This is a genomic window from Streptomyces sp. NPDC041200 (assembly GCF_055591805.1).
Map to the genome: position 1 here is coordinate 215,212 of NZ_JBVIZF010000010.1, position 13,210 is coordinate 228,421.

At 71.2% G+C, this 13,210-nt stretch carries 10 protein-coding genes; 7 read left to right on the plus strand and 3 right to left on the minus strand.

Annotated elements, in window-relative coordinates:
• The first annotated feature begins 78 nt into the window (after positions 1–78).
• Both ACZ6CL_RS23520 and ACZ6CL_RS23525 read left to right on the plus strand, forming a co-directional pair.
• Positions 79–864, plus strand: a complete 786-nt coding sequence (locus tag ACZ6CL_RS23520) for a hypothetical protein (protein ID WP_468938331.1) — start codon at positions 79–81, stop codon at positions 862–864.
• 111 nt (positions 865–975) lie between these two features.
• Positions 976–2,397 (plus strand): DUF2637 domain-containing protein, encoded by a 1,422-nt coding sequence (locus ACZ6CL_RS23525; RefSeq protein ID WP_468938334.1) that lies wholly within the window; start codon positions 976–978, stop codon positions 2,395–2,397.
• Positions 2,398–2,487: 90 nt separating this feature from the next.
• On the opposite strand, the gene lysS is transcribed toward ACZ6CL_RS23525, so the two are convergent.
• Positions 2,488–4,245, minus strand: a complete 1,758-nt coding sequence (gene lysS / locus ACZ6CL_RS23530) for a lysine--tRNA ligase (protein ID WP_468938335.1) — start codon at positions 4,243–4,245, stop codon at positions 2,488–2,490.
• 203 nt (positions 4,246–4,448) lie between these two features.
• Here lysS and argS point away from each other — a divergent pair, with 203 nt between their 5' ends.
• On the plus strand, positions 4,449–6,236 hold the full coding sequence (gene argS, locus ACZ6CL_RS23535) for an arginine--tRNA ligase (protein WP_468938336.1): 1,788 nt from the start codon (positions 4,449–4,451) through the stop codon (positions 6,234–6,236).
• A 4-nt stretch (positions 6,237–6,240) separates the two neighbouring features.
• Here the strand turns inward: argS and ACZ6CL_RS23540 are convergent, their stop codons facing one another.
• Positions 6,241–7,752, minus strand: coding sequence for an alpha/beta hydrolase (locus tag ACZ6CL_RS23540; protein WP_468938338.1), 1,512 nt, complete (start codon positions 7,750–7,752; stop codon positions 6,241–6,243).
• 197 nt (positions 7,753–7,949) lie between these two features.
• On the opposite strand from ACZ6CL_RS23540, the gene ACZ6CL_RS23545 reads away from it, so the two are divergent.
• A complete protein-coding gene (locus tag ACZ6CL_RS23545) occupies positions 7,950–8,537 on the plus strand; it encodes an AMIN-like domain-containing (lipo)protein (protein ID WP_468938340.1) in 588 nt (195 codons plus the stop codon).
• Positions 8,538–8,561: 24 nt separating this feature from the next.
• On the opposite strand, the gene ACZ6CL_RS23550 is transcribed toward ACZ6CL_RS23545, so the two are convergent.
• Positions 8,562–9,761, minus strand: coding sequence for an ROK family transcriptional regulator (locus ACZ6CL_RS23550; RefSeq protein ID WP_468938342.1), 1,200 nt, complete (start codon positions 9,759–9,761; stop codon positions 8,562–8,564).
• A 153-nt stretch (positions 9,762–9,914) separates the two neighbouring features.
• Between ACZ6CL_RS23550 and ACZ6CL_RS23555 the strand changes: the two genes are divergently transcribed.
• The 3 genes from ACZ6CL_RS23555 (at position 9,915) to ACZ6CL_RS23565 (ending at position 13,200) form a co-directional block, all read left to right on the plus strand.
• Positions 9,915–10,787: a sugar phosphate isomerase/epimerase family protein gene (locus ACZ6CL_RS23555; RefSeq protein ID WP_468938344.1), complete on the plus strand. Its 873-nt coding sequence runs from the start codon at positions 9,915–9,917 to the stop codon at positions 10,785–10,787.
• Between the two features lie 71 nt (positions 10,788–10,858).
• On the plus strand, positions 10,859–11,524 hold the full coding sequence (locus tag ACZ6CL_RS23560; RefSeq protein ID WP_468938347.1) for a nucleoside/nucleotide kinase family protein: 666 nt from the start codon (positions 10,859–10,861) through the stop codon (positions 11,522–11,524).
• Positions 11,521–13,200 carry a sodium:solute symporter family protein gene (locus ACZ6CL_RS23565; protein ID WP_468938348.1) on the plus strand — a complete coding sequence of 560 codons (1,680 nt, stop codon included), beginning with the start codon at positions 11,521–11,523 and terminating at the stop codon, positions 13,198–13,200. Before ACZ6CL_RS23560 ends, ACZ6CL_RS23565 begins: the two co-directional genes overlap by 4 nt.
• Positions 13,201–13,210 lie beyond the last annotated feature (10 nt).

Sequence of the window (13,210 nt, forward strand, 5' to 3'; positions counted from 1 at the left end):
CCGGGATCGGCCGCGTACCGTGCCGGTAATGACGCGGGCGGTACCACCGCCCATCGACAGAGATTGAGCGAAGGAACCATGCACCGTTCAGCCCCGCGACTCGCCCGAATACTCGCCTGCGCGACCGTACCGGTCATGCTCGTCGCCGGCTGCTCCTCCGGCTCCGATGACAAAAAGGACGCGGAGGGCTCGTCGAGACCCTCCTCACCCAGTGCCTCGCCGTCCGTCGCGGCGGCAAAGTTCAGCAAGCTTCCCGATGTGTGCGCGTCCCTGTCGGGCGACACCATCGACAAGCTGGTCCCCAAGGCGAAGAGCAAGAAGGGCAAGGCCCTCCCCTCGGGTGACACCAACACCTCCGCCACCTGCCTGTGGAACGGCCTCGACGGCTTCAAGTACCGCTCGCTGTCCCTCTCCCTGAAGCTCTTCCACTCCGACGCGGGGCTCGGCACCGGCGACAAGCGCGCCCAGGAGTACGCCACCCAGCAGGCCGACAAGGCCTCCTCCGGGAAGGGGCTGAAGAACCCCAAGACCGAGCAGACGGCCATCGGTGACGCGGCGACCACCGTCCGTACCGAGGAGAAGCGCGACGGCGACGACTTCCGGAACCAGACGGTCGTCGCCCGGACCGCGAACGTCGTGGTGACCATCGAGTACGACGGCGCGGGCTACGAGACCGAGAAGACGCCGGACGCCGCCAAGCTGATGGAGGACGCCAAGTCCGCCGCCAAGGAGGTCGTCGAATCCGTCGCGAAGGGCACCGGCGGCGCCGGTGGCGGCAAGGAATCGCCGGGTTCCGGCGGTTCCAAGTCCGCCGAGAAGCCCAAGGCCTCGGAGGACTCGAAGGACTCCAAGAGCGGCGCCTAGCCGCCTCCGCCACCCCCTTCCCGTCCGTGGCGGTTGACGTGTATGCGACCCTGGGCGCGCTGCATGCCAAGGCTTATCGCCAAGGACGGGGAGGGATCGCGGGTGGCCGCGATGCAACTGACAAGAACGCATCGAATACTGATCGGCGTGGTCGTCGCCGGAGCGGTGGTGATCGCCGCGATCGGCTTCGCGGGGTCCTACTCCGCGGTCCGCGACCTCGCCGAGAAGAAGGGCTTCGGCGCCTTCGCCAACGTCTTCCCCATCGGGATCGACGCCGGGATCTGCGTCCTGCTGGCGCTCGATCTGCTGCTGACCTGGATCCGCATCCCCTTCCCGCTGCTGCGCCAGACCGCGTGGATGCTGACCGCGGCCACCATCGCCTTCAACGGCGCCGCCGCCTGGCCGGACCCGATCGGCGTCGGTATGCACGGCGTCATCCCGGTGCTCTTCGTGGTCTCCGTCGAGGCCGCCCGGCACGCGATCGGCCGCATCGCCGACATCACCGCCGACCGGCACATGGAGTCGGTCCGCATCATCCGCTGGCTGCTGGCGCCGATACCGACCTTCCGGCTGTGGCGCCGGATGAAGCTGTGGGAGCTGCGCAGCTACGACGAGGTCATCCAGCTGGAACAGGACCGGCTGGTCTACCAGACCCGGCTGCAGGCCCGCTACGGACGGCAGTGGCGCCGCAAGGCCCCGGTGGAGGCGCTGATGCCGCTGCGGCTGGCGCGCTACGGGGTGCCGCTGTCCGACACCGCCCCGGCGGGCCTTGAGGCGGCCGGGCTGGAACCGGGCGCCTTCTCCCCGTCCGCGCTGCCCTCGGGCACATCGGGCTCGGGCACGCCGGGCACGGGCACGCCGGGCGCCGTGGGAGGCGGGGCCTGGCAGGCGCCGGGCGCGGCGTACCCGGGGATGCAGCAGGGCGTCTACGGCCCGGCCAACGGCACCGGCTTCGCCGCCGTTCCCGGGCAGCAGCCGCAGCCACAGCAGCCGCAGGAGCTGCCCCTCTCGCTGCCGCTGCCGGTGTACCAGCAGCCGGCGGGAGCGGACCACGACGGCCGGGGCGCCGTCCCGTTCGACCCCGCCGCCCATCCGGCGCAGGCCGAGCACCCGGTGCAGCCCGATCAGCAGGCGCGGCAGATGCAGCCGGGCGGTCCGGAGCAGCCGCAGGTCACCGTGCCGGTCGGGCCCAACCGGGTTCGCCAGCTCGGCGGCCAGGGCCCGGGGAACGCCCAGGGCGCGTACGTCCCGGAGCAGCGCGGCCAGGAGCAGGCGTACGCCGAGTACGAGCAGCCGGGGGCGCCCGTCGCCACGGCGACCATGCCGGACGATGTCCCGCGCGACGAGGTGTTCTACGCGACCTACCGCCAGTACCTCGCCGACAACGGGCGCTTCCCCTCCGCGTACCAGTTCGGGCAGCGGCTGCGGGAGGCGTACGGCGTCGCCGACCTCAGCAACGACGAGCTGACCGGCTATGTGAACGACTACAAGGACCGCTACCGCACGGAGATGCAGGCGGAGCACATCCCGTAGCCCGTAGCCATCGGACGGAACCGGGCGGGCACAGGGCCCGCCCGGCCCGGGGTCTCCCGGCTCAGGGTCGTCCGGCTAGGGCCTCCCGGCTCAGGCCGCGAGCAGCTTGCGCACCCGGTCCGCCCCCACCGCGAGCAGCAGGGTGGGCAGCCGCGGTCCGGTGTCCCGCCCGACCAGCAGCTGGTAGAGCAGCGCGAAGAACGCCCGCTGCGCGACCTTCAGCTCCGGCGTCGGCTTGGCGTCCGCCGACAGCCCCGCCTGGAGCTTCGGCACGCCGTAGACCAGCGTGGTCAGCCCGTCGAGCGACCAGTGCTCGTCCAGCCCGTCGAGGAGCAGCCGCAGCGACGCGCGCTCGGTCTCGCCGAGCGAGGCCAGCAGCTCGGTGTCCGGCTCGTCCCGGACCCGGGTGCGCTGCTCGGCCGGGACCTGGGTGGTGATCCAGCGCTCGGCCCGGTCGAGCCGCGGCCGCGTCTCGTCCAGGGACTTCACCGGGTTCGCCGGGTCCAGCTCGCCGAGGATGCGCAGCGTCTGCTCGTCGTGCCCGGTGGTGATGTCCACCACGGAGGCGAGCATCCGGTACGGCAGCGGGCGCGGGGTACGGGGCAGCTCACCGGAGGCGGTGCGGGTCGCCCGGCTGTGCGCGGCGGCGTCCGCGGGCTGCGCCGAACCGTCGCCGATCTTGCGCTCCAGGGCGTCCCACTCGTCGTAGGTGCGCTGGATCTCCTGATCGAAGGCGATCTTGAAGGACTGGTTCGGCCGGCGGCGCGCGTACAGCCAGCGCAGCAGCGGCGCCTCCATGATCTCCAGCGCGTCGGCCGGGGTCGGCACGCCGCCCTTGGAGGAGGACATCTTGGCCATGCCGCTGATGCCGACGAACGCGTACATCGGGCCGATCGGCTGGTCGCCGCCGAAGACCTCGCGGACGATCTGCCCGCCGACCACGTACGAGGAGCCGGGCGAGGAGTGGTCGACACCGGACGGCTCGAAGACGACGCCCTCGTACGCCCAGCGCATCGGCCAGTCGACCTTCCAGACCAGCTTGCCGCGGTCGTGCTCGCTGAGCAGCACGGTCTCGCCGTGGCCGCAGGCGCAGGTGTACGCAAGCTCCGTGGTCTCGTCGTCGTACGAGGTCACGGTCGTCAGATCGCGCTCGCAGACCGAGCAGTACGGCTTGTACGGGTAGTACCCGGCACCGCCCGCGCTGCCGTCGTCCTCGGCGGCCGCGCCGGAGCCCTCGGCGGCCTCCAGCTCGGCCTCGTCGACCGGCTTCTGCTGCTTCTGCTGCGGCTTCTTCGCGGCCTGCTTGTCCTTGTCCTTGGTGCGGTACCGGTCGAGCACGGCGTCGATCTGCTCGCGGTGGCGCATCGCGTGCAGGATCTGCTCGCGGTAGGCACCGGAGGTGTACTTCTCGGTCTGGCTGATGCCGTGGAACTCGATGCCCATGGCGCTCAGCGCCTCGATCATCGGCGCCTTGAAGTGCTCGGCCCAGTTCGGGTACGTGGAGCCGGGCGGGGCCGGGACCGAGGTCAGCGGCTTGCCGATGTGCTCGGACCAGGACGGGTCGATCCCGGCCGGGACCTTCCGGTACCGGTCGTAGTCGTCCCAGGACACGATGTGGACGCAGTCGTACCCGCGGCGCCGGATCTCGTCGGCCACCAGGTGCGGCGTCATGACCTCGCGCAGGTTGCCGAGGTGGATCGGGCCGGACGGGCTGAGACCCGAGGCGCAGACGATGGGTTTGCCGGGCGCGCGTCGCTCCGCCTCGGCAATGACCTCATCCGCGAAACGGGAGACCCAGTCGGTCTCGGTGCTCTGAGCCACGGTCGGCACTTCCTTCCTTGCGGTCATGGCACCGACCATTGTCCCAGACGGAGAGGGCGCCTTCGGGGTTGCCCACAGGTTGTCGGCGTTATCCACATCGCGGGCGCGCCGAGGGCACATCGAGAGTTATCCACAGCTGTCCACAGCCCGCAGAAAGGGTTGGACGGGCCATGAAATACTGGTGTGGCCAGATTGGTAACCCAGCCCTCTATAGGAACGGCACCTCACCCATGGCCTCGGTCCCCTCCCTTGCCGCTTCGGTCCACCAGCGCGTCGCGGACGCCCTCATGGCTGCCCTGCCGGAGGCCGGTTCCGCGGACCCGCTGCTGCGACGAAGCGACCGGGCCGACTTCCAGGCCAACGGGATGCTGGCGCTGGCGAAGAAGCTCAAGGGGAATCCGCGCGAGCTGGCGGCACAGGTCGTGGAGCGCCTTCCGGTCGCCCCGACCTCCGCCGACCCCGACTCGGTGATCGCCGACATCGAGGTCTCCGGCCCCGGCTTCCTCAACATCACCGTCGCGGACTCCGCCATCACCGCGACCCTCGCCGCGCGCGCCGCCGACGACCGGCTCGGCATCCCGTTCGCGGCGGACGCGGGCACGACCGTGATCGACTACGCCCAGCCGAACGTGGCGAAGGAGATGCACGTCGGCCATCTGCGCTCGGCGGTGATCGGCGACGCGGTGGTCAGGATCCTGGAGTTCAGCGGCGAGAAGGTGGTCCGCCGCCACCACATCGGCGACTGGGGCACCCAGTTCGGCATGCTCATCCAGTACCTGATCGAGCACCCCCACGAGCTGGACCACAAGGACGCCGCCTCCGGCGAAGAGGCGATGTCCAACCTGAACCGGCTCTACAAGGCGGCGCGCGCGCTCTTCGACGCCGACCCGGAGTTCAAGGAGCGGTCCCGGCGGCGGGTGGTGGACCTCCAGGCCGGGGACGAGGAGACGATCGCCCTGTGGCGGAAGTTCGTCGACGAGTCGAAGATCTACTTCTACTCGGTCTTCGACAAGCTCGACATCGAGGTCCATGACCCCGATGTGGTCGGCGAGTCCGGTTACAACGACATGCTGGCGGAGACCTGCCGCCTGCTGGAGGAGTCCGGCGTCGCCGTCCGCTCCGAGGGCGCGCTGTGCGTCTTCTTCGACGACGTCAAGGGCCCGGACGGCAACCCGGTGCCGCTGATCGTCCAGAAGTCCGACGGCGGCTTCGGATACGCGGCCACCGACCTGTCCGCGATCCGCGACCGGGTGCAGAACCTTGAGGCCGACACCCTGCTGTACGTGGTGGACGCCCGGCAGTCGCTGCACTTCAAGATGGTCTTCGAGACCGCCCGCCGGATCGGCTGGCTGAACGAGAAGACGCACGCCGTCCAGCTCGCCTTCGGCACGGTCCTCGGCAAGGACGGCAAGCCGTTCAAGACCCGTGAGGGCGAGACGGTCCGGCTGGAGGACCTGCTCGACGAGGCGAGCGAGCGGGCCGCGGCCGTGGTCCGGGAGAAGAGCGAGAAGCTCGGCCTCACGGAGGCGGAGATCGCCGAGCGCGGCGCACAGGTCGGCATCGGCGCGGTGAAGTACGCCGACCTGTCCACCTCCGCCTCCCGCGACTACAAGTTCGACCTCGACCAGATGGTCTCGCTCAACGGCGACACCTCGGTCTACCTCCAGTACGCGTACGCCCGCATCCAGTCGATCCTGCGCCGCGCCGACGAGACGCAGCGTCCGCTGGCCCACCCGGAGCTGCCGCTGGCCCCCGCCGAGCGGGCACTGGGCCTGCATGTGGACCAGTTCGCGGAGACGCTGGCCGAGGTCGCCTCGTCCTACGAGCCGCACAAGCTGGCCGCGTACCTCTACCAGCTGGCCTCGCTCTTCACGACCTTCTACGACCAGTGCCCGGTCCTGAAGGCGGAGGGCGGCCCGGCCGAGGTGGAGAACCGGCTCTTCCTGTCCGACCTGACCGCCCGCACGCTGCGGCAGGGGATGTCGCTGCTGGGCATCCGGACCCCCGAGCGCCTCTGAGCGCTCACCGGTCCCGTGCGTCCGGCGCGCAGGACACATCGCGCGCCGGTCGCACGCCGCCGACCAGGTAGTCCGTCACCGCACGGTCCGCGCAGGAGCTGCCGTAGGGCGCGGGGATGTAGGCCGCGCCGTGGCCCGTGGTGTCGACGGTGACCATCCGCGCCCGGTCACCGAAGGCGCGGCGCAGGTTCAGCGCCCCGCTGTACGGGGTGGCGACGTCGTGGCGGTTCTGCACCATCAGGACGTTGGACGGACCCCGGTCGGTGATGAGGACCGGCTTGTCCTGGGGCTCGTAGCGCCAGAACGAACACGGCGTGATGTTCACCGGCATGCCCGCGGTCAGCGGGTGGGAGACGCGGCTGGCGGCGACGTCACGGGCATGACCGGGGACCGACGCCGGCCACTCCACGTCGTTGCAGATCGTCGCGAAGGACACCGCCGCGGAGTCCTGCGGCAGGTCCGGCGGCGCGGCGGCGGGCACCTTGCCGTCCTCCGCGTCCTCGATGAGCCGGGCCAGTCCCGGGAACCGGTCCTGGGAGTACAGGGCCGTGAGGACGCTCTGGCGGAACACATTGCCGTTCAGCTCGGGCGGGTTGGCGCCCTTCCATTCCAGCGGCTCGGCGTCCAGCCGGGCGGCCAGATCGAGGACGCGGCGGCGCACCCCGGCGGGCGTATCGGCGAGACGGCCCGGATTGCCGGGGGCGGAGGCCCAGGTGGCGAAGGCGGGGAAGCTGTCCTCGGTGCCGACCGCGAAGTTGGCCAGCCAACGGCGCTCCACCTGCTCCGGGTCCGGGTCGTCGTTGCTGTCCAGCACCCAGCGGTCGGTGCGCTCCGGGTACAGCTGCGCGTACACGGATCCCGGGTACGTCCCGTACGACCTGCCCCAAGCCGACAGCTTCCGCTCGCCGAGCGCCCGGCGGATGCTGTCGATGTCGCGCGCCTCGTTGACGCTGCTGAGGGTGGGCAGCAGGTCGCCGCCGTTGCGGGCGCAGGTGTCCGCGATGCGGCGGGCGGTGGTGACGTTCTCCGAGATGCCGCCGTCGGCCGCGGGCCAGGGGCGGACGTGGTCCAGGGACAGGTCCTCGGTCGCCAGATCGCAGCTCGCGGACGTGGACTTCCCCATTCCGCGCGGGTCGAAGCTGACGAGGTCGTACGCGTCCCGCACTGACTGCGGCAGCCGCTTTCCTTGGGTGGACGGCCGGTTCAGGCCGGCCTCCCCGGGGCCGCCGGGGATCAGCAGCAGCGTGCCGCGGCGGGCGTCCGGCCGCTCGCTGCGGATGCGGGAGACGGCGAGCGTGATCCGCTTCCCGTCCGGGTCGCGGTAGTTCAGCGGCACGGAGAGCGTGGCGCACTCCTGGCGGGCGTCATGCCCGTCGCCCGCGCACGTCCCCCAGCCGAGGGGCGGCGTGGCGGCCCTCCCCCCGGTCGCGTCGGCGGAGGACACGGTGGCCAGGACGGAGGCGGTGGCGGCGATGGCGAGCGCCAGCGCGGCGGTCTTGCCGGTCATCAGTGGCATGGGGACGAGCCTGTCCGAACCGGACGGGCGTTCCCATCCGGTCACCCGGCCGGTGGGCGCTGAGGGTAACCCCACCCTGAAGGGTCATCCCCGACCACACCTTTTGCGACAAGACGCGCCCCTCGGGACAACCCTGCGCCTCTCCAACCCGTCAAACCCCATGAATCACTGGCCAATCGACACGTTGGGGATTGATCATGCGACGGTGGGGTACAGCGCTCGCGGCGATCGTGCTGGCAGGCGCCGGACTGGCGGGGACGGCGGGAACGGCGGGCGCGGCACAGACCGCCACCGCGGGCACGGCCGCGGCCTGCGCGACCGGCTGGGGCAGCGGCGACAAGACGGCGCCCTCGGGGAACCACAAGCCGCTGGAGAACATCAGGACCGGTCAGCACGAGTGCTTCGACCGCATGGTCTTCGACGTGAAGGGCGCCACCGCCGCCGACCAGGTGCGGTTCGACGTGCGCTACGTCGACGCGCTCTACCAGGACGGCTCCGGCGACCCGATCCCGGTGAACGGCGGGGCCATCCTGGATATCCGGGTGGGCGCCCCCAGCTACGACTACGAGGCGAGCGAGAAGACGTACCCGGGCAAGGCCAGGCAGCCGCTGCCGGGCGTGAACGTCTCCGGCTACAAGACCTTCCGGGACACCCGCTACGGCGCCAGCTTCGAGGGCGACACCCAAGTCGGGCTGGGCGTGCGGGCACGGCTGCCGTTCCGCGTCTTCCAGTCGGACGGCAAGGTGATCCTGGACGTCGCCCACTCCTGGACGGCCGCCCGCTGAGCCGGGCTGATCCGGAAGACGCCCCTAACGCAGCCGCGCGTCCACCGTCGCCGGGTCGAAGAGGGCGTCGGCGACCATGTGGGCCGCGCCGGTGACGCCCGCGCGGGTGCCCAGCGGGGACAGGACGACGCGCAGATCGCGGGTGGCCAGCGGCAGGGACCGGCGGTAGGTGACCTCGCGGATGCCCGCGATCAGGTGCTCCTGGGCGTGGGCGAGCCCGCCGCCGATGACCAGAATCGACGGGTTGAGGAGGCTGACCGCGTCGGCCACGCCCTGGCCGAGCAGACGGCCCGCCTGCCGCAGCAGCCGTACGGCGTCGCCGTTGCCGGAGCGGACGAGAGCCACGACGTCGTCGGTGGTGGCGACGTCGTGCCCGGCGGCGGTGAGGTCGCGGACCAGGGCCCAGCCACCGGCCAGGGCCTCCAGGCAGCCGGAGTTGCCGCAGCGGCACACGGGGGCGTCGGGAGAGGTCTCGTCGAGGCCCGGAGCCGGGATGTGGCCGATGTCGCCCGCGGCGCCCTGGGAGCCGTGGTGGAGCGCGCCGCCGAGGACGAGGCCGGAGCCGATGCCGGTGCCCGCCTTGACGAAGAGCAGATGGCGGCGGTCGGGCCAGTTGACGCGGTGTTCGCCGAGGGCCATCAGGTTGGTGTCCTTGTCGGCGAGCACCGGGCAGTCGTAGGCGCCGCGGAAGAAGTCCGGCACGGTATAGCCGTCCCAGCCGGTCATGATGGGCGGGCTGACGACGCGTCCGGTGCCGGCCTCCACCGGGCCGGGCACCCCGATGCCGATGCCGCGCACCCGCTCGGCCGGTTCGCCCGTCTCCTTCAGCAGCCGCCGGAAGTCGGCGGCGACCTGCCCGAGGACCACGTCCGGGCCTTCGCCCACGCTGAGGTCGCGGCGGTGCGAGACGAGGACGTCGCAGCCCATGTCGGCGAGCGCGGTGTGCACATGGCTGCCGCCGATGTCGGCGACGAGCAACACCCCGGCATCGCGGCGCAGCCGGAAGGAGCCCGCGGGGCGGCCGCCCGTGGAGTCGGCCGCGCCTGACACCTCCAGATAACCGGCCTCGCCCAGCGCCTCCAGCCGACTGGCCATGGTGGACCGGGACAGGCCGGTCGCGGCCATGAGCTGGGCCCGGGTGGTGGCCCGGCCGCCGCGGATGAGCGCCAGCACCGCCCCTGGGCCCGTCGGATGCGCCTGACCTGCCGAGACCGCTTCCGCCACCGGGCCCTGTCCTCCGTGTTCACGTTCTGTTCTGTACCGCCCACACCGTACCGCCCTTTACGACCAACCCCAAGCACACTTATGTATTGCTCTCACGCAAAAGATGCGTAACATCAGGCAGGCATCACGCACGCAGCGACGCGGAGGGACCCAATGAACGACCTCGGAGTGCACGCACTGGTGTGGACCGGCGACTGGACGCCCGAGGGCGCCAGGACCGCCGCGGCCCGCAGCCGCGAGGCCGGATACGACCTGGTCGAGATCTCCCTCCACGACCCCGAGCTGGTGGACGTGAAGGACACCCGCGCGGTCCTCACCGACCACGGCCTGCGGGTGGCCTGCTCCCGCGGCCTCTCCTTCGACTCCGACGTCTCCTCCGACGACCCGGAGACCGCCGCCCGCGGCGAGGCGCTGCTACGGCAGGCCCTGCGCATCACCCACGATCTCGGCGGCGACTACTTCGGCGGGGTGCTCTACAGCGCCCTCGGCAAGTACGGCCGCCCCGCCACCGCCCGGGGGCGCGAGCACGCCGTCCGGGCGCTGCGCCGGCTGGCCGCCGAGGCGGACGGCCTCGGGGTGACGCTCGGCCTGGAGGTGGTCAACCGGTACGAGAGCAACGTCGTCAACACCGCCCGCCAGTGCCTGGACCTGATCGACGAGACCGGCGCCGGCAACGTCGTGGTCCACCTGGACACGTACCACATGAACATCGAGGAGCAGGACTTCTCCCGCCCGGTCCGCGCGTGCGGCGACCGCCTCGGCTACGTCCACATCGGCGAGTCCCACCGCGGCTACCTCGGCTCCGGCACCATCGACTTCCCCGCCTTCTTCCACGCCCTCGCCGACATCGGCTACCAGGGCCCGATCACCTTCGAGAGCTTCTCGTCGGCCGTCGTCGCCCCCGGCCTCTCCCACGACCTCGCCGTCTGGCGGAACCTGTGGTCCGACGGCCCGGACCTCGCCACCCACGCCCGCTCGTACATCGCCGACCACCTCAAGGCCGCACACGCCCGCACCACGGCCTGACCCCGCACCCACCCGGACTCCCCTGAAAGACCCGGGCTACCCGAAAGACCCGCACTCCCGAAAGACCTGCCATGACTCCCCAGCAACTCCTCGAACGCGCCCGGCGCCTGGCCGACTCCGGCCACCGCCGGCTGCTCGGCATCGCCGGACCGCCCGGGGCCGGCAAGACCACCCTCGCCGAGTACCTGGTCGGCGCCCTCGGCCCCGACCGCGCGGTCCTGGTCCCGATGGACGGCTTCCATCTCGCCGACGTCGAGCTGCGCCGCCTCGGCCTGCTGGGCCGCAAGGGCGCCCCGGAGACCTTCGACCCGTACGGCTACACCGCACTGCTGCGGCGCCTGAAGGAGCCGCGCCCCGGCGAGCCGGTGTACGCGCCGGGCTTCGAACGCGAGCTGGAGCAGCCCATCGCGGGCTCCATCCCGGTGCGGCCCGAGGTCCCGCTCGTCATCACCGAGGGCAATTACCTGCTGCTGGACGAGGCACCCTGGCGCCCGCTGCGCGAACTGCTGGACGAGACCTGGTGGGTCGAGCTGGACACCGAGGAGCGGGTACGGCGGCTGATCGACCGCCATGAGCGGTTCGGCAAGGAGCCGGCCGAGGCCGAACGCTGGGTCCTCACCTCCGACGAGGTCAACGCCCGCCGCGTCGCCCCGGGCCGCGATGCCGCCGACGTCGTCATCGGCTTCGCCGCGGGGCACGCCCCGCGCCCCGCCGACGCGGGAGAGGCCGAGGCATGACCGGCACCCTGGACCTCGGGGCCGTCGACTGGTTCCTGCTCATCGTCTACTTCGGCGCGATCATCGCCATCGGCCTCTACACCAAGCGCGCCGTCCGCACCACCGGCGACTTCTTCCTCGCCGGGCGCTCCATGCCCGCCTGGATCACCGGCCTCGCCTTCATATCCGCCAACCTCGGCGCCCTGGAGATCATCGGCGGCGCGGCCAACGGCGCCCAGTACGGGGCCGCCGCGGTGCACTTCTACTGGCTCGGCGCGATCCCCGCGATGGTCTTCCTCGGCGTAGTGATGATGCCGTTCTACTACTCGACGCGGGTGCACAGCGTCTCCGAATACCTGCGCCGCCGCTTCAACAACCAGACCCACCTGCTCAACAGCGTCGTCTTCGCCGTCGCGCAGATGCTGCTGGCGGGCGTCAACCTCTTCGCGCTCGCGCTGATCGTCAAGCTGCTGATCGGCTGGCCACTGTGGCTGTCCATCGTGCTGTCCGCGGTCTTCGTCCTCGCGTACATCACCCTGGGCGGGCTGGCGGGCGCGATCTACGGCGAGGTACTCCAGTTCTTCGTCATCCTCGCCGGCCTGATCCCCATCGTCGTCATCGGACTGCACTACGTCGGCGGCTTCGGCGGCCTCAGGGACGCCGTCCAGGACCCCGCCCTGCTGCACACCTGGCAGGGCACCACCCCCGGCCACTGGACCAACCCGCTCGGCGACTGGATCGGCCTCGCCATGGGCGAGGGCTTCGTCCTCGCCTTCGGCTACTGGACCACCAACTTCGCCGAGGTGCAGCGCTCACTCGCCGCCAAGGACCTCAACGCCGCCCGCCGCACCCCGCTCATCGCGGCCTTCCCGAAGATGGCGCTGCCGCTGTTCACCGTGGTCCCCGGCATGATCGCCCTGGTCATCATCCCCAAACTGGGGAAGCCGGGCGGGCCCACGTACAACGATGTCATCCCCGAGATGATGCAGCGCTTCCTGCCGACCGGGGTGCTCGGCATCGCCCTCACCGGCCTGCTCGCCGCCTTCATGGCGGGCATGGCGGCCAACATCTCCGGCTTCAACACCGTGTTCACGTACGACATCTGGAAGCCGTACGTGGTGCGCGGCCGCGACGACCGCTACTACCTCACCGCCGGGCGCTACGCCACGGTCGCGGGCATCGCGGTGAGCGTCGCCGCGGCGTTCGTCGCCTCCGAGTACAACAACATCCAGAACTACATCCAGCTCCTCTTCTCCTTCTTCAACTCGCCGCTGTTCGCGACCTTCCTGCTGGCGATGTTCTGGAAGCGGGTCACGCCGTGGGCGGGCTTCTGGGGCATGCTCTCCGGCACGGCGGCGGCCGCCGTCGCCCACCTCTCCGCCTACCACATCGGCTGGTTCTACCCCGGCGGCGAAGTCGGCCCGCACGACACCATCAACGCGCAGATGGCCAACTTCTACGGCGCCCTCTTCGCCTTCATCGTGGACGCCGTCGTCACGATCGCGGTCACCTTCGTCACCGAGCCGAAGCCGGAGTCCGAACTCCGCGGCCTCGTATGGGGCCTCCCCGACCCCGACTCCCCCGACGCCCACGAAGCCTCCGTACGGCAACCCTGGTGGAAGTCCCCGGTCGTCCTCGGCGGCATCATCCTGGCCCTGACCGCGGCCCTGAGCGTCTGGCTGGTCGTCGCCGTATGAACGGAGAGAA